The sequence below is a fragment of the Leisingera sp. JC1 genome (assembly GCF_001679925.1).
GTDB lineage: Bacteria > Pseudomonadota > Alphaproteobacteria > Rhodobacterales > Rhodobacteraceae > Leisingera.
Genome location: NZ_LYUZ01000035.1, coordinates 73,703 through 89,733, shown reverse-complemented (window position 1 = coordinate 89,733; position 16,031 = coordinate 73,703). Strand labels below are relative to the sequence as shown.

Sequence of the window (16,031 nt, the reverse complement as noted above, 5' to 3'; positions counted from 1 at the left end):
CCGCATCACTGCAGGCAATGAAAATTGCAAGCAGGAGACAGGACATGAGGCAGGAACTGGTAATACACGGCGTGCCGGACAGCATCAGGCTGGATGCGTGGTGGCTGGAGGCCGCAGGCGGGCCGCCGCAGGCGCAGCCCCGCCGCCGCAAGGACGGCGGGCCGCTTCTCGCCTCGTTGCGGATGCGTCATGCAATACCGCTTCTGGCATCGCTGGTTGCGGTTGCGGACTGGCTGTTCTGGGACCAGCCGGCTGGCATTTCGGTTGCCGTCTTTGCGCTGATCCTCTCTGCCGCCGTCATGGCGATGAAGCCCCGCCGGCCAACAGCCCGCGAATGGGCAGGCGCCGCTTGTTTTGCCCTGCTCAGCAACCTGCCCGCCGTCATCGAGCTGCAGTTCCTGTCCGTCCTGTTCAGCCTCGGCGGCCTGATCTGCCTGACAACCTGGGCGGTCTACGGCCCAGCCGTCAGCGAGCGGCTGGCGCTGCGCACCGCTCTGCGCCTGCCAACGGTTGGCGCCGCGCTGCTGCTGCGCGATGCATTCCGCGCCATGCCCGCCTCGGACCTCAGCTCTGGCGCCCGCCGCCAGGCGGCCTCGCTGGCGCTGCCGCTGCTCATGGGGGCGGTTTTCCTGATGCTGCTGGCCTCGGCCAACCCCGTGCTGGAGGAGTTTCTGGCAGAGCTGGACCCCGGCCGCCTATTCGAGCTGCAGTTCTGGCTGCGGCTTCTGTTCTGGACCGTGATGGCAGCGCTGCTGTGGCCCTGCCTGAACCTCAGCGAAACATGGCTGGGCAGCGCCGCGCCTGCCGCAACCGTGCAAAAGGCCGGCCCCAGCAGGGCCGCCTTTCTGATCAACCCGGTGTCAGTGCGCAATTCTCTGGTGCTGTTCAACCTGCTGTTCCTGATCCAGACGGTGATGGACCTCGGCATCCTGACCGGCGGCGTCTCCCTGCCGGAGGGGATGAGCTATGCCTCTTACGCCCACCGCGGTTCCTATCCGCTGGTGGTGACGGCTCTGCTGGCCGGTGTGTTCACACTGATGACGCGCAGCATGACCGGCGCCGACAAAACCCTGCGCGCCCTGGTCTACCTGTGGCTGGCGCAAAACATGTTCCTGGTGCTGACGGCGGCCATCCGGCTGCACCACTACGTTGAAGCCTACGCGCTGACCTACCTGCGTGTGGCCGCCTTCGTCTGGATGGGGCTGGTGCTGGCGGGACTTGTGCTGACGGTTGTCCAGATCCACCGCGGCCACGGCAATGCCTGGCTCCTGCGCCGCTGCTTTGCCGCCCTTCTGGGCACTCTCTACATCTGCGGTTTCGTGAACTTCGCCGGGGTCATCGCCCGCTACAACCTGACCCACGGCAGCACGCTGGTGAAACAGGACACCTATTACATCTGCAGCCTCGGCGCCGGTGCCTACCCCGCTGTCCATGCCTTTGAAACCGAAACCGGACAGCAGGTTTGCGGCAGCGCAATGCACTATGACCTTTACAAGACCGCCATCACCAACTGGCGCGAATGGGGCTTTCGGAGGTGGCGGATCCAAGCCTATTATCAGCAGCAGAATTGAAGGACCCCATTTGATGCCAGCCCGCATTCTTGTTGTCGATGACGATCCCGATATCCTTGAGGTGACCGGCTTCGCGGTGGAAAAGGCAGGCTTTGAGACCGTCTTTGCCAGTGACGGCCTCGCCGCGCTGAACGCGAGCCGGGAGGAGACTCCCGACCTGATCGTGCTGGACATCGGGCTGCCGGAAATGGACGGGCTGGAGGTCTGCCGCGAGATCCGCAAATCCTCCGACGTGCCGATCCTGTTCCTCACCGCCCGCGATGACGAGATCGACCGTATCGTCGGGCTGGAGCTGGGTGCCGACGACTATCTGACCAAACCCTTCTCCCCGCGTGAGCTGGTGGCCCGGATCAAGGCGATCCTGAAACGCAGCGCCCCTGCTGCCCCGGCGCAACCCGAAGCGGTGCTGGCGCAGGGCAGCCTTCATCTGGACGCAGAGCGCCACCTCTGCCGCTTCGCCGCCGCGCCGGTGGCCCTGACCGGGTCGGAGTTCCGGCTGCTGGCAACCCTGATGGCCCGCCCGGACCGGGTGCTGTCGCGAGCGCAGCTGGTGGATGCGCTTTACGGCTACAACATCCATGTCTCCGACCGCACCATCGACAGCCACATCCGCAACATCCGCGCCAAGCTGGCGCAGGCCGGCTGCACAGAGGGGATCGTGACCGTGCACGGCGTCGGCCTCAGGATGGGCGCATGCACGCCAGCCTAACCCGCAAATGGCGGCCGCGGCTCTGGGCAGTGGTGCTTCTGGTGCTGGCGCTGGTCCTGTGCCTGCCCTTTGCCGGACTGATCCTGTTCCGCTTTTACGACAGCCAGCTGGTGCAGCAGACCGAGGAAAGCCTGCTGACCCAGGCCGCGGTGATGTCCGCGGCCTACGCAGAATTTTATGCAGGCGCGTCCGGCGCCAAGCCGCCCCGCGGACGCCCGGTTTCCGGCGAGCACGCGGTGTTTCCGTCGCTGTCGGTCAACAGCGAAACCGTGCTGCCGCCGCGGCCCGACGCAAAACCGCTCTCCGGTCCTGCGGGCGCCCCTTACCGGAAAATCGCCACACGGCTGACCCGCATCGCCAATGCCGCACAGGCGCAGACACTGGCCGGCTACCGGTTCCTGGATGCCCGCGGCAATGTCTTTGCAGGCTCGGCCGAAACCGGCACCTTTCTGGGCCATGTGGAGGAGGTGCAGGGCGCGCTGGCGGGCGAAACCGTTACTGTTGCGCGCACCCGCCTGCGCGAAGACGCGCCGCCCGCGCTTTACACTCTCAGCCGCGGCGCCCGCGTGCGCGTGTTCGTGGCGATGCCGGTCTTTGCGGACCAGACCCTGATCGGTGCGGTCTACCTCAGCCGCACCCCGAACCACATCTTCCGGTTTCTCTATGGCGAGCGCTTCAATCTGGCCAAGGCCGCAGGCTTTGTTGCCCTGTCCACCATGCTCATCGGCTATGTGTTCTGGCGCTTCATTACCCGCCCGATCCAACTGCTGATCCAGCGCAGCCATCTGGCGGGCCACGGCAGCCAGACGTGGGAGCCGCCGGATCAGCTTGGCACCCGCGAGATCGAGGAGCTGAGCCGCAGCTTCCAGTCGCTGACCGGCCGCCTGCAAAGCAAGCAGGACGCGCTGAAAACCTACACCGCCCATGTGACGCATGAGCTGAAGTCGCCGCTCACCGCTCTGAAAGGTGCTGCGGAACTGCTGCGCGACGACGATCTGCCCCCGGCCCAGAAACACCGGCTGCTGGATACCGTGGACAAGGGCGGCAAACGGATGGAGGACCTGCTGGCCAACATGCGTGCTTTCAGCCTTGCGGATCAAAGCGCGATGGCTGGGAGCTGCTGCTTAGATGAGATCCATGCGCAGGTTTCGCAAGCCTTTCCCGCCCTTGCGGTCAAGGTGCAGAACGGCACCCTGCCGCTGCCGGTGGCGCCGCGCACCCTGCAGATCATCCTGACCCATCTGCTGGAGAACGCCCAGCAGCACGGCGCCAAGGAGGCCGTGCTGACCGCCTGTCAGGACGGCACCGCCACCTGCCTTCAGATCACAGACGACGGCCCCGGCATCAGCGCAGGCAACGCAGACAAGATCCTGCAGCCCTTCTTCACCACCCGGCGGGACAGCGGCGGCACCGGCATGGGGCTCAACATCGTCAAGGCAACGGCAGAGGCCCTCGGCGGCACGCTGAGTGTTGTCCCGTCCAGCAACGGCGCCTGTTTCCGGCTGACCTTCCGCTGAAATCAACCGGGCCGCACTGCAGCAGGCGGCCCGGTTCAGCGCATCAAAGACGTGTCAGACCTGCCCCGGCAGCCACAAAACAATCGCCGGGAACGCCACCAGCAGCGCGATGGTCACGGCGTCGGCGATGAAGAACGGCGTCACCCCCTTGAACACATCCTGCACGCTCAGGTCATCGCGCACGCCCGCCACCACAAAGCAGTTGAGGCCGATGGGCGGGGTGATCAGGCAGAACTCGGCCATCTTGACCACCAGGATGCCGAACCAGATCGCGCACATCGGGCCGGACATGCCAAAGGTGCTGTCCGCGGCCRAAACCGCCTCACCGCCATTGAGCGCCATCACCGCCGGGTAAACCACCGGCAGCGTCAGCAGCAGCATGCCGATTGCATCCATGAACATCCCCAGCACTGCATAGGCCAGCAGAATGCAGATCAGGATCAGCATCGGGCTCATCTCCAACGAGGTGATCCAGTCCGAAAACGCCCCCGGCAGATCCGCGAACCCGAGGAACCGCACATAGATCAGCACCCCCCAGATGATGGTGAAGATCATCACGCTCAGCTTGGCGGTTTCCAGCAGCGCATCTTTCAGCTCCCGCCAGCGCATGCCGTGGCGCAGGGCCATCAGGAACACCACAAACGCCCCGATTGCCCCGCCCTCTGTCGGGGTGCCCCAGGCGTCGCCGCCAAAGGGGTTGTAGACAAAGAAGATGATGGTCAYGACGACAAACACGATCGGCAGCGCAGGCGGCAATGCCGCAAACCGCTGGCGCCAGGTGAACCCGGTGACGCGCGGGCCGAAGTCCTTGATCACCACTGCCATGCCGACGATCAAGAGACCATAGATCACCGCCGAGAACGCGCCGGGAATGAATCCTGCCAGCAGCAGCTTGCCCACGTCCTGTTCAACGATGATGGCATAAATCACCAGAATGGCTGAGGGCGGGATCAGCGACGCCAGCGTGCCGCCAGCGGCCACAACGCCCGCGGCAAAGCGTTTGTCATAGCCGATCTTCAGCATCTCCGGGATGGCTATGCGGGCAAAGACGGCAGAGGTGGCCACCGACGCGCCGGATACGGCGGCAAATCCCGCGGTGGCAAAAACGGTGGACACCGCCAGCCCGCCCGGCACCCAGGCCATCCAGCGTTTGGCGGCCTCGAACAACGCTCGTGTCAGCCCCGCGTAATAAGCGAGATAGCCAATCAGGATGAAAGTCGGAATTAGGCTCAGCGCCTGACTGGACACCTTGGAATGCGGCACCTGCCCTGCGGTCTTGACCGCAATGGTCAGCGCCTTGCCGAAACGCGCCGGGTCATATCCGAACTTGGCCCAGAAGATCCAGATCAAGCCGATCATCCCGGCAGCAGCAGCGGCAAAGGCCACCCGCATGCCCAGGATCACCATCACCAGCAGCCCGGCTGAAACGATCAGCCCAATTTCAATCGGTTCCATATCAGAAATTCCTCAGCTGTCGTGGCCGGAGACGTGATCCGCCTCCATCGCAGCCTGGGTGGCGGCATCGGCAATCATCGGGACGGCAACGGGCCGGTCCGTGCCGCTGCGCCAAGCGCGGCCATAGGCCCAAAGCTGCAGTAAAAGACGCAGACACAGCACGCTGAAGGCCACCGGCGCCAGCAGTTTCGCAGGCCAGAGCGGCAGCGAGATGTCCATTGAGCTGTCGGCGCTCCACCACGGCGCGGCAAAGTCGAAACTGCGCTGGAAATGCGCCCAGCTGCCCCAGACCATCAGCAGCATCAGGATCAGCACGGCGGCGGTGGTCAGGAACTCGGCTAGGTACAGCGCCCGGCCTTTGAGGGCGCCCACCAGCATGTCCATGCGGATATGGCCGCCGTCGCGCTGGGTGAACGAAATGCCCATGAAGGCAATCAGCGGCATCGCCTGCTCGATCCAGTCCACATAACCCGGCAGCGGGCTGTTGAACAAATTGCGCCCGCCGACGGAGCCAACGGCAAGCAGCATCAGGGAAAACACCGCCAGGCCGCTCAGCAGGGCAAGGGGCTTTTCGATACGGTAAAGGGTCTGATCAAGCGTGCTGAGACGGCTGCCGTCTGTCAGCACGAGGGATGAGCCGGCCATGGCGGGACTCCATCAAGTTTTCAGGGGAAAAAAACAGTCGCCCCGCAGCGCGCGGCTGCGGGGCGCGGCAGTGTCAGCTGCCTTTGGCGATCAGACCTGTCACCAGGTCGTAAAGTTCCTGCGCAGGCAGGCCGCGGGCGGCGTTTTCCTCGATCCACGCCTGGGCCGCAGGTGCCGCGGCGGCCTCCTTGAAGGCAGCGATTTCCGCATCCGGGAAGGTCACCAGCTCAATCCGGGCGGCATCCAGTGCCGGTTCCCAAGTGTCCAGGGAGTTGAACTTGTAGAAATCAACGTAATGGGCCAGCGCCTCATCCACCGAGCCCAGCAGAGCCGCGCGGTGCTCATCGGACAGGCTGTCCAGCGCATCGGTGTTCACCACCACCGGGCAGTTCACCGTGCCGGGGTTCAGGTTGGTGGTCCACCAGGTGCCGTTTTCGATGGTGCCAAAGGACATATGCGCATGCGGCGCAAAGGCCACCGCCTTGACGATGCCGCTGTCCATCGCCTGGCGCACCTCGGTGGCCGACATCGAGGTGGGCACCGCGCCGACGGCTTCCATTGCCTTGCCGATACCGCCGGTTGCCCGCACGGTCAGCCCCTCAAAGTCCTTCAGCGTGCCCGGCACATCGCCGGTGCCGACCAGATTGTACTGCGGCAGCGGCGAAGGCATCAGCAGGGTCGCGTTCCAGCGCGCCAGATCCTTTTGCACCGCCGGGTGCTGATAGACCGCTTGCGAGACGGCGATTTCCTGCTCCAGCGATGTCACGCCCAGAAACGGCAGTTCCAGCACGGTGATGGTCGGGTTCTTGTCGCGGTGGTAGCCGGCGCAGAACTGGGCCATTTCAAAGGCGCCGATGGAGATGCCATCGAGGTTTTCCTTGTTCTTGCTGAGGCCGCCATAGCTGATGTTCAGGGTGAACTCGCCGCCGGTCTTATCGCTGACCAGCTCCGCCAGCTTCTCGACATGTTCGGTAAAGGCCCGGCGCTTGCCCCAAAGCGAGACGTTCCATTCGGTGGCCAGGGCTTCGGTGCCAAAGGCGGCGGTGAGGGCGGCCAGCGCGGCCCCCTTGAGATAAGTGCGCATCAGTGCTCCTCCCAGAAACATGCGGATATGATTGGGGGAGTATCCGGGACGGCGGGCCGCCTGCCTATGAAGGAAACCGCGCGGCATTTGCGGGCCGCCCTGCGGATTTCCGCAGGGTACACGGGCTACAGAAGCGCGTCCTTGTCGAGGCCCAGTTTGACGATCTTTTCGTTCAGCGTGCGGCGGCCGATCCCCAGCGCCTCGGCGGCAGCRTCCATGCGGCCCTCGTAGGCTTTCACCGCCTTGCCGATCAGTTCGCGCTCAAACGCGGCCACAGCCTCGCGCAGGGTATCCGGCACGTCGTCCGGGGGCTGATCCATGCGGATGGCTTCAGCCATGGTGCCGCCGCCGCGGCGCGCGGCCAGCACCCGGCGCTCGCACACGCTGCGCAGCTCGCGCACATTTCCCGGCCAGCCGTGCGCCATCAGCGCGGTCAGATCGTCCTGAGAGATATCCGGCACGGCGGTTTCGTAAAGCTGCGCAAAATGCGCCAGGAAATGCGCCGTCAGCAGCATCAGGTCATCGCGGCGCTGGCGCAGCGGCGGCAGAGTCAGCACCATGGCATTTAGCCGGAACAGCAGATCCTTGCGCAGGCGGTTCTCCTGCACGGCCAATTCAACGTCCTCATTGGTGGCAGAAACCACGCGGAAGCTGACCGGCACCGGCAGCTGGCCGCCTGCGGGCAGAACCTGCTTGTCCTCGATCACCCGCAGCAGCTTGGCCTGCACTTCCAGCGGGCAGGAACAGACCTCATCCAAAAACAGCGTGCCGCCCGAGGCCGCCAGCAGCCGCCCGCCGGACCCGCCATCGGTGCCAAACATGTCAGCCTCAAAGGTGGCGGGCGACAAGGCAGCGCAATTCAGCGCCAGAAACGGCGCATCGGCGTTTGGCCCCAGATCATGCAACGCGCGGGCAACCAGCTCCTTGCCGGTGCCGGTCTCGCCCTCGATCAGAACCGTGGTGCCGGTCTCCGCAAGGTCCAGGGTATCCTGACGCAGCTGAACCACCGGCGCCGACTGCCCCAGCAGCACCCGGTCCAGCCCCGACAGCGCAAACAGCCGCGCCTTCAGCCGCGCGTTGCTTTGCTGCATCCGGTGCTGTTCGGCCGCGTGGCGCAGGATCGCCAGCAGACGGCGCGGCTCATAAGGTTTCTCGACAAAGCTGTAGGCGCCGTCCTGCATCGCCTTCACCGCCATCGGAATGTCGCCATGGGCGGAAATCAGCACCAGCGGCGGCGCGGCGGGATCCAGCGCGGCCAGCAGATCCAGCCCGGACATGCCGGGCATCCGCACATCGGACAGGATGACATCCGGCTGAAGCTCCGCCAGCCGCTCCAGACCCGCCGCCGCCCGTGCCGCCGCGGTGACCTGCCAGCCCGCGGCCTCCAGCAGTTCCGCCACCGACTGGCGCATCGCCTTGTCATCATCAATGACCAGGATGCTGAAGGGCCTGGCGCTGCTCATGGCTGATCTTCCTCTGCTTGCCGGAACGGAAACGCGACCCGGAACACCGCACCGCCCGCGTCCCTGTTGCGGGCCGTCATCGTGCCGCCGTGATCCTGCACGATACCGGCAGAAATCGCCAAGCCCAAGCCCATGCCCCGGCCGCTTTCGCGGGTGGTGACAAAGGGCTCCTGCAGGTCGGCCAGCGTGGCTTCGCCCAGACCATGGCCATTGTCCTTGATGTCGAACCAGGCCTCACCTTCCGCAGCGCCGGTGCGGGCCATGATCAGCGGCGCGGCGCTTTCCTCGCTGGCATCAATGGCATTGCGCAACAGGTTGGTCATCACCTGCTCGATCCGCAGGCGGCTGCCCCGCACGCTGACCGGGCCGGGGCACAGATCCAGCCGCAGCTGTGCCCCCGCCTCCTCTAGATTGGGGGCAACCAGGGCCGCAGAGGCACGCATCGCGGCGTTCAGATCAACGGCAGTTTGGCTTTCGGCGTCCGGTGTCGCAAAGAACTTGAGCTGCCGGGTGATGCCCTCCATCCGGTCCACCAGCGCGCCGATCCTGGAGGGCAGCGCAGCGGCGTTGCCCGGAGCGATCTCCGCGGCAACCAGATGGTTCCGCATGGCGGCAATCGGCTGGCCCAGCTCATGCGTTACCGATGCAGCCAGCCTGCCCAGGGCTGCCAAGCGGCTGGCGCGCTCCAGCTCCTCCTGGGTGCGCTTCAGCCGCCGTTCCGCGGTGCGGCGGTCCTCGATCTCGCTTGCCAGCATCTCGTTGGCCCGGCGCAGCTGCGCCTCTTCCTGTTCGGACCGCGCCAGCGCGGCGCCGATCCGGCGCGCCCGCTGCACCTGGAACAGGATCAGCGCAAGGCCCGCGGCAAACCCAACCAGCGAGGTGACCAGCCAGCTGCGCGCCACCGCCCGGTCGTCGCCGGCAAAGTAATGCAAGGTCCAGCCGTGCGGCGGGATGTCTGCTGTCAGATGTATCTGCTCCCGCCCGGCAATCACCGCGCGCGGCCCCTCGCCCGCCTGCCATTGCAGCGGTTCCAGCGCCTGGCCCGGAAACTGCCGGGCTTCCTTGATCCGCTGCCGCTGCCCGGCCGCCAGCGGCGCCAGCACCCGGTACCGCCAGGCGGGGTCAGAGGCCAGCAGCACAACGCCGTCCTCATTGGCCATCAAGACCTGCTCGCCCGAACCGCTCCAGCTCTGCTCCAGCGGCTGAAAGCCGATCTTGATCGCAATCACACCCCCAAGCGCTCCCTCCGGGCCCCGCACTGCATCCGCGATAAAATATCCGGGCAGGCCGGTTGTGGTGCCAATGGCGTAAAACCGTCCCTGCCCGCCTTGCAGCGCCTGCTGAAAATAGGGCCGGAACGCATAGTTCTGCCCGACAAAGCTGCCGGGCTGGCGGAAATTGGAAGCCGCGATGGCAACCCCGGCCGTATCCATCAGGTAAATCGCATCCAGCCCCGCCTTGGCGGCAAAGTCTTCCAGCCGCAGGTTCAGCGCGCCGGTATCCGCACCGCCGGCCGTTCCGATGACCGCGGCGTCCCGCGCCAGCACATGGGTCAGATGGGAAAACCGCTCCAGCTCCGCAACAACAGAGCTTTGGTAGAGAGACAGCGGCCCTTCCGCCTTGGACACCTCTTCGGAGCGGAAATAGGCACTGGACACCCGGAACACGCCAGCTGCGACGGCAATCGTCACCACGAGGGATATCAGGAACGGGATCAGGCGCATTCCCGTCGATAGGCTGCAAAAACGCGCCATGGCAAGACATTAGTGGCCCCCAGTCGGCAGCCGTTCTCAAGGCTGGACAACTTCTGCGCGCCTGCCGCACTATCCGGAAACGATCCCTGCACCGGGCGGAACCTTTCCGGGCGGCGGCAAGTTCAGCCGCAATGGCGCAGTACAGAGTAGCAAAAGCCAGGCCCAAGCCCGGCCGCAAAGGAGCGAAGGAAACCATGTCCCAGATATCCAGCACCGTCCTTGCGCTGCTCGAAATCCTGTCCTATGCCTTCATCTTCGCCCTTGGTGCGGGCCTGTTGTGGGTGATTGCGATCTACATCCGCGACAAGACCCAGACCGCCAGCACCCTGCGCCGCAATTACCCGGTAATCGCCCGTTTCCGCTATTTGTTCGAGCACCTGGGCGAATTCTTCCGGCAGTATTTCTTTGCGCTGGACCGCGAGGAGATGCCGTTCAACCGCGCCGAACGCTCCTGGGTCTACCGCGCTGCCAAAAATGTGGACTCCACCGTCGCCTTCGGCTCCACCCGCGACCTGCGTCCGGCAGGCACCGTCTATTTCGCTAACGCGCCCTTCCCGGACCTCGAACACGGCACAACCCCGCCTGCGCCAGTTACCGTCGGCCCCTATGCCCGTACGCCCTACACCACATCGTCGATCTTCAACATCTCCGGCATGAGCTACGGTGCCATTTCGGTTCCGGCCGTCCGCGCCCTGTCGCGCGGCGCCAAAAAGGCCGGCATCTGGCTCAACACCGGCGAGGGCGGGCTGTCGCCCTACCACCTGGAGGGCGGTTGCGACATCGTGTTCCAGATCGGCACCGGCAAGTTCGGCGTGCGCAAACCGGAGGGCGGCTTTGACGAAGACAAGCTGCGCGCCGTCGCCGCCCATGAAACCGTCCGCATGTTCGAGCTGAAGCTCAGCCAGGGCGCCAAGCCCGGCAAGGGCGGCATCCTGCCCGGCGCCAAGGTGACTGAGGAAATCGCCGCCATCCGCGGGCTGACGCCGGGCGAGGACGCGATCAGCCCCAACCGCCACCCGGAGGCCTCCAACGTGGGCGAACTTCTCGACATGATCGCCTATGTGCGCGAGGTGACGGGAAAACCGGTGGGGTTCAAGGCGGTGCTGGGCGCCCACGGCTTCCTGGACGGCCTGTGCCAGGAAATCCTGGCCCGCGGCGAGGCCAGCGCGCCGGATTTCATCACCATAGACAGCGCCGACGGCGGCACCGGCGCCGCCCCGATGAGCCTGATCGACAACATGGGCATGCCCCTGCGCGAAAGCCTGCCCAAGGCGGTGGATGTGCTGACCCGCTATGGCTTGCGCCAGCGCATCAAGATCTGCGCCAGCGGCAAGCTGATCAACCCGTCAGAGGTCGCCTGGGCCTTCTGCGCCGGCGCCGATTTCGTCAACTCCGCGCGCGGCTTCATGTTTGCGCTTGGCTGCATCCAGGCGCTGCAGTGCAACAAGAACACCTGCCCCACTGGCATCACCACCCATAACCCCAAGCTGCAGTTCGGCCTTGATCCCGCCGACAAGGCGGAACGGGTCGCCTCTTATGCCAAGAACATGCTCAAGGAGGTGACTGTCCTCGCCCACAGCTGCGGCGTCACCGAACCGCGGCTCTTGCGCCGCTACCACGCGCGGATCGTGCAGGACAGCGGGCGGTCCGTGTCCATGGCTGAGCTGTACCCGGAACAGGCCCAGCAGCACGCCATGCTGTAAATTTCCGCTCCGCCGCCGGAAACCCTGTCACAAAACCGGTCCCCGATCCGTCATCCCTTCAGACCCTTATTTCTGGAGGCATGAATGCAAAGGATCTTTCTGACGGCGGCGGGCGGATTTGCCTTGGTCAACGCCGCATACATGTGGACCGCAACCCAGCACTGGTACGCAACCGTGCCGGGGGTGCAGCAGACCGGACCGCTGAACATTCATTTCGCCAAGGACGTCGCGCTGGCCTTCCTGTCCAGCGGCCTGGCACTGGCCTGGGCCGGGCTCAAGGCGGACCGCAGTGCCGCGGTCTTCGGCTCTGCCTGGCTGGTGTTCCATGCGCTGTTCCACATCTGGATCTGGACCCACCACGGCTTTCCGGCGGACCTGATTGCGCTGACCAACCTCACCGGCATCCAGCTGCCTGCCGCCGCCGCGCTCTGGGCCGCCCTCACCCTGCAACGGCAGGCGCTCCCCCAGACACAGCAAAAGGCCTGAACCATGATCAAGTTTCTTCTCAAGCTGGCCACCCAAAGTTTCGCGGACCGCTACAGCTACGATGCCGCCTATATGCAGCATGTCACTAAAACCTCTGCCTCCGCAGGCTTGCGGCTGGCCATCGCCCTGCCGCTGTTCGCCCAGTACCGCGGCCCCCGGGCCGCGCAGGAGGTCCGCTGGGGTGCCCAGCTCGCCTCCACGCTGGACGGCGACTGCGGCCCCTGCGCCCAGCTGGTTGCCAGAATGGCGCTGGAGGCCGGGATGCCCGCCGACAAGCTGGCGCTCTGCCTGCAGGGCCAGGCCGGCAGCGCAGGCGACCTCGGGCTGGGCTTCCGTTTTGCGCGGGCGGCCATCGCCGATGGTCCGGAGCTGGAAGAGTTGCGCCAGGAAATCGCCCTGCGCTTCGGCGAAACCGCTGTGGTTGCAGTCTCCTTCGCCGCCGCCAGCGGACGGATTTTTCCGGTCTTGAAGCGGGGCCTCGGCTTTGCCAAGACTTGCAGCCAGGTGTCCATCGGGGATGAAATGATCAGGGTGCAGCTTCAGAAATGAACATGCTGACAGATGTGTTTGAGGCCGAAAGGCGCCGGCTGGTCTCGATCTGCTACCGGATGCTGGGCGAGGTCGGCGGCGCCGAAGACGCGGTGCAGGAAACCTGGCTGAAATGGGCGGCGGCAGACCGGAGCCAGATCGCCAACCCCGCCGCCTGGCTGCGCCGGGTCGCCACCAACATCGCCATCGACACCCTGCGGCTGGCACAGACCCGGCGCGAGACCTATGTCGGGCCCTGGCTGCCGGAACCGCTGATGCAGGCGGCAGAACAGGAACCTGTGCCGCATTTCGAACTGGCACAGGAATGCGAGCTGGCGCTCTTGTGGGCGATGGAACGGCTGAACGAACGCGAACGCGCCGCCTTTATCCTGCGCGAGGCGTTTGACGCCAGCTATGGCGAAATAGCAGCGGTGCTGGACACCACCCAGGCCGCCTGCCGCCAGCTGGTCAGCCGCTCGCAGAAGAAACTGCAGGACAGCGGCCCGCGCTTTGACGCCCCGCCCGCGGAGGTCGCCGCCCTGTGCGAGCGGTTCTTCGGCGCGGTGATGGCAGAGAACTACGATGCCGCCCTGGCGATGCTGGCACCGGACAGCGTGGCCCTGTCTGACGGCGGCGCGAACCGGCGCGCGGCCCGGCGGCCGCTCTGCGGCGGGCCCGAGATCATGCAGGTGTTTCAGGCCCTGCACCAACGGGCCAAGACGGAACAGGGCTGGACCCTGCGCACCGCCGTGGCCAACGGCAAGGCCGCACTCCTGCGCTACAAGCACGGGCAGCTCGACTCGATCACCACGCTGGCCCCGGACCATACCGGCCGGATCGCCTGGATCTACATACTGCTGAACCCGGACAAGCTGGGCACCGCCCTGCCCGGTTCCGGCTGATCTGCCCGCCCTTTCCCCCGGCTGCCGCGGCCGCTATGACCGCGGCAGCTTACCCAAGGAAAGGCAAACCCCATGACCATCACCCGTATCGGCACCACCGCCCGCTCCAGCAAAATCGTCAAGCACAACGGCGTCGTGTACCTCAGCGGCCAGGTGTCCGAGGCCGAAACCGCCGCGGACCAGACCCGCGAGATCCTCGCCAAGGTCGACGCCCTGCTGGCAGAGGCCGGCAGCGACAAGACCCGCCTCCTGCAGACCGTGATCTGGCTCTCCGACATGTCCTATTTCGCTGAGCTGAACGAGGTCTGGAACGCCTGGGTTCCCGAAGGCCACGCCCCGGCACGCGCCTGCGGCGAGGCCAAGCTGGCCCGCGAAATCCTGAAGGTGGAGATCATCGTCACCGCCGCCTGCGACTGACCCGCAGCCGCACAAAGACAGCGCCGGGCCTCAACAGCCCGGCGCTTTCCTTTTGCAAAAACCTTACGTGCCTCAGGCGTGCAGGTCCTGCTTCATCCGGGTTCCGTCCGCTGCCACCGTCTCAACCGAGATCGGCGACGCCGAAGGATCGTCGTGCAGCGACTTCAGCAAACCCCAGATCATTGCGATCAGCACAAAGGAAATCGGGAAAGCCGCCGCAATCGACGCCGTTTGCAGGGCGCCAAGCCCCCCGGCCAGCAGCAGCGCCGCCGCAACCACGCCTTCGCCCAGCCCCCAGATGATGCGGAACTTCTTCGGCGGGTTGTCATCGCCCATCGACAGCATGGTGGTGATCACCAGCGTGCCGGAGTCTGACGAGGTGATGAACCACGAGAACAACAGGAACGTCGCCAGCAGCGACATCGGCCAGCTGACCCAGCTCATATCGCCCATCCAGCTGGTGGTGCCGATGTTGTCGATGGTCCCGAACAGCGCGCTCGGCAGGTTCCAGTCGCGCACGGTCTGGATGATGCCCGCCCCATCAGCCGAGGCCACACCGGCCCCCATGTGCATCTCTTGCCAGATCGCGTTGCCGCCGAACATGCACAGCCAGAAGAACGCGATGGTGGTGGGAACAAACATCACGCCGACCATGAATTCGCGGATGGTCCGGCCGCGCGAAATGCGGGCAATAAACACGCCGACAAACGGTGACCAGGAGATCCACCAGCCCCAGTAAAAGATTGTCCAGCCGCCCTGCCAGGCCACGTCCGGGCCTTCGGTCGCAGTCCAGAACCCCATCGGGATGAAGCTGGCAACATAGTCGCCGACCGTGGTCACAAACAGGCCCATCAGCCACTGGAACGGCCCGAAGATCACGAAGGCCGCCAGCAGCACGATCGACAGCCAGATGTTCCATTCCGACAGGATGCGGATGCCTTTGCCAACGCCGGACACCGCGGAAATAGTCGCGATGACCGACACAACCGCGATCAGTACCAGCTTGGTGCCGGTGCCGGGATCAACACCGAACAGATGGTTGAGCCCCGCCGCCATCTGGCTGACGCCCAGACCCAGCGAGGTGGCGACGCCGAAGACCGTGCCGAACACCGCCAGAAGGTCCACCGCGTGCCCCCACGGGCCATAGATACGCTCGCCGATCAGCGGGTACAGCGCCGAGCGCAAAGTCAGCGGCAGCTTCTTGCGGAACCCGAAATACGCCAGACTCAGACCAACCAGCACGTAAAACGCCCAGCCGTGGAACCCCCAGTGGAAGAAGGTCACGCGCATCGCGTCCACCGCGCGCTGCATGTCCATTTCCGTATGGCCCGCAAGGTCCGCATGCGGGTTGTTGGGATAGCCCCAGACTGCAGAGGTGTCGAAGTAGAAGATCGGCTCGGCAACACCAAAGAACAGGATGCCGATGCCGATGCCTGCGGAGAACAGCATCGAGAACCAGCTGAAGTTGCTGAACTCAGGGCGCGAGTCGTCGTCCCCCAGGCGGATCTTGCCGAAACGCGAGAACATCAGCCAGAAACAGACAAAAAGCCCGATGGAAAACAGGGTGATGTAATAGAAGCTGAGCCCGTTTTCGATCCAGCTGCGGATCGACTTGTAAAGGCCCCCGGCGAACTCGACGTTCATGACCGTGAAGATCACGAAGGCAGCGATCATGCCCTTGGCCGCAATGCTCATCCCCGGATGAAGACCGGTAAAGAAACCGGATTTCGCCACCAGGTGGCTGTTGGAACTGTCTTCAGACATTTGGTCCTCCCAATTGTTTCTGATGCCTCAGCG

14 protein-coding genes are annotated in these 16,031 nt (G+C 65.1%); 8 read left to right on the top strand and 6 right to left on the bottom strand.

Features of this window, described 5'->3' with window-relative positions; genetic code table 11:
- Positions 1-44 precede the first annotated feature (44 nt).
- The 3 genes from A9D60_RS04730 to A9D60_RS04720 are packed head-to-tail and all read left to right on the top strand — an operon-like array spanning position 45 to position 3,797.
- Entirely contained in the window at positions 45-1,571 is a 1,527-nt protein-coding gene (locus tag A9D60_RS04730; RefSeq protein WP_065266540.1) for a DUF4153 domain-containing protein, read from the top strand.
- A 13-nt stretch (positions 1,572-1,584) separates the two neighbouring features.
- A complete protein-coding gene (locus A9D60_RS04725; protein ID WP_065266539.1) occupies positions 1,585-2,280 on the top strand; it encodes a response regulator transcription factor in 696 nt (231 codons plus the stop codon).
- Positions 2,265-3,797, top strand: coding sequence for a sensor histidine kinase (locus A9D60_RS04720; RefSeq protein WP_065266538.1), 1,533 nt, complete (start codon positions 2,265-2,267; stop codon positions 3,795-3,797). Before A9D60_RS04725 ends, A9D60_RS04720 begins: the two co-directional genes overlap by 16 nt.
- Positions 3,798-3,851: 54 nt before the next feature.
- On the opposite strand, the gene A9D60_RS04715 is transcribed toward A9D60_RS04720, so the two are convergent.
- From A9D60_RS04715 to A9D60_RS04695, 5 genes are all read right to left on the bottom strand, one after another.
- Entirely contained in the window at positions 3,852-5,252 is a 1,401-nt protein-coding gene (locus tag A9D60_RS04715) for a TRAP transporter large permease (protein WP_065266537.1), read from the bottom strand.
- 12 nt (positions 5,253-5,264) lie between these two features.
- Positions 5,265-5,897 (bottom strand): TRAP transporter small permease, encoded by a 633-nt coding sequence (locus A9D60_RS04710; protein ID WP_065266536.1) that lies wholly within the window; start codon positions 5,895-5,897, stop codon positions 5,265-5,267.
- Between the two features lie 73 nt (positions 5,898-5,970).
- Positions 5,971-6,981 (bottom strand): C4-dicarboxylate TRAP transporter substrate-binding protein, encoded by a 1,011-nt coding sequence (locus A9D60_RS04705; protein ID WP_065266535.1) that lies wholly within the window; start codon positions 6,979-6,981, stop codon positions 5,971-5,973.
- Between the two features lie 125 nt (positions 6,982-7,106).
- Complete coding sequence (locus A9D60_RS04700) at positions 7,107-8,444, bottom strand: sigma-54-dependent transcriptional regulator (protein WP_065266534.1); 1,338 nt, start codon at positions 8,442-8,444, stop codon at positions 7,107-7,109.
- Positions 8,441-10,168 (bottom strand): sensor histidine kinase, encoded by a 1,728-nt coding sequence (locus tag A9D60_RS04695; RefSeq protein WP_065266533.1) that lies wholly within the window; start codon positions 10,166-10,168, stop codon positions 8,441-8,443. Before A9D60_RS04695 ends, A9D60_RS04700 begins: the two co-directional genes overlap by 4 nt.
- Before the next feature lie 224 nt (positions 10,169-10,392).
- Here A9D60_RS04695 and A9D60_RS04690 point away from each other — a divergent pair, with 224 nt between their 5' ends.
- The 5 genes from A9D60_RS04690 to A9D60_RS04670 all read left to right on the top strand — a co-directional run bounded on the left by A9D60_RS04690 (position 10,393) and on the right by A9D60_RS04670 (position 14,234).
- A complete protein-coding gene (locus A9D60_RS04690) occupies positions 10,393-11,901 on the top strand; it encodes an FMN-binding glutamate synthase family protein (RefSeq protein WP_065266532.1) in 1,509 nt (502 codons plus the stop codon).
- Between the two features lie 84 nt (positions 11,902-11,985).
- Complete coding sequence (locus tag A9D60_RS04685; protein ID WP_065266531.1) at positions 11,986-12,387, top strand: hypothetical protein; 402 nt, start codon at positions 11,986-11,988, stop codon at positions 12,385-12,387.
- Positions 12,388-12,390: 3 nt separating this feature from the next.
- A complete protein-coding gene (locus A9D60_RS04680) occupies positions 12,391-12,936 on the top strand; it encodes a hypothetical protein (RefSeq protein WP_065266530.1) in 546 nt (181 codons plus the stop codon).
- Positions 12,933-13,817 (top strand): RNA polymerase sigma factor SigJ, encoded by an 885-nt coding sequence (gene sigJ / locus A9D60_RS04675; protein ID WP_065266529.1) that lies wholly within the window; start codon positions 12,933-12,935, stop codon positions 13,815-13,817. The genes A9D60_RS04680 and sigJ overlap by 4 nt, the downstream gene beginning before the upstream one ends.
- Before the next feature lie 72 nt (positions 13,818-13,889).
- Positions 13,890-14,234 (top strand): RidA family protein, encoded by a 345-nt coding sequence (locus A9D60_RS04670; RefSeq protein WP_039148384.1) that lies wholly within the window; start codon positions 13,890-13,892, stop codon positions 14,232-14,234.
- Between the two features lie 72 nt (positions 14,235-14,306).
- Here the strand turns inward: A9D60_RS04670 and A9D60_RS04665 are convergent, their stop codons facing one another.
- Positions 14,307-15,998, bottom strand: coding sequence for a BCCT family transporter (locus tag A9D60_RS04665; protein ID WP_065266528.1), 1,692 nt, complete (start codon positions 15,996-15,998; stop codon positions 14,307-14,309).
- Positions 15,999-16,031: the final 33 nt, after the last annotated feature.

Coding starts and splice junctions, on each gene's coding strand:
- A9D60_RS04730 (WP_065266540.1), top strand. CDS start 45: ATGAGGCAGGAACTGGTAATACACGGCGTGCCGGACAGCATCAGGCTG.
- A9D60_RS04725 (WP_065266539.1), top strand. CDS start 1,585: ATGCCAGCCCGCATTCTTGTTGTCGATGACGATCCCGATATCCTTGAG.
- A9D60_RS04720 (WP_065266538.1), top strand. CDS start 2,265: ATGCACGCCAGCCTAACCCGCAAATGGCGGCCGCGGCTCTGGGCAGTG.
- A9D60_RS04710 (WP_065266536.1), bottom strand. CDS start 5,897: ATGGCCGGCTCATCCCTCGTGCTGACAGACGGCAGCCGTCTCAGCACG.
- A9D60_RS04705 (WP_065266535.1), bottom strand. CDS start 6,981: ATGCGCACTTATCTCAAGGGGGCCGCGCTGGCCGCCCTCACCGCCGCC.
- A9D60_RS04695 (WP_065266533.1), bottom strand. CDS start 10,168: ATGCGCCTGATCCCGTTCCTGATATCCCTCGTGGTGACGATTGCCGTC.
- A9D60_RS04690 (WP_065266532.1), top strand. CDS start 10,393: ATGTCCCAGATATCCAGCACCGTCCTTGCGCTGCTCGAAATCCTGTCC.
- A9D60_RS04685 (WP_065266531.1), top strand. CDS start 11,986: ATGCAAAGGATCTTTCTGACGGCGGCGGGCGGATTTGCCTTGGTCAAC.
- A9D60_RS04680 (WP_065266530.1), top strand. CDS start 12,391: ATGATCAAGTTTCTTCTCAAGCTGGCCACCCAAAGTTTCGCGGACCGC.
- sigJ (WP_065266529.1), top strand. CDS start 12,933: ATGAACATGCTGACAGATGTGTTTGAGGCCGAAAGGCGCCGGCTGGTC.
- A9D60_RS04670 (WP_039148384.1), top strand. CDS start 13,890: ATGACCATCACCCGTATCGGCACCACCGCCCGCTCCAGCAAAATCGTC.
- A9D60_RS04665 (WP_065266528.1), bottom strand. CDS start 15,998: ATGTCTGAAGACAGTTCCAACAGCCACCTGGTGGCGAAATCCGGTTTC.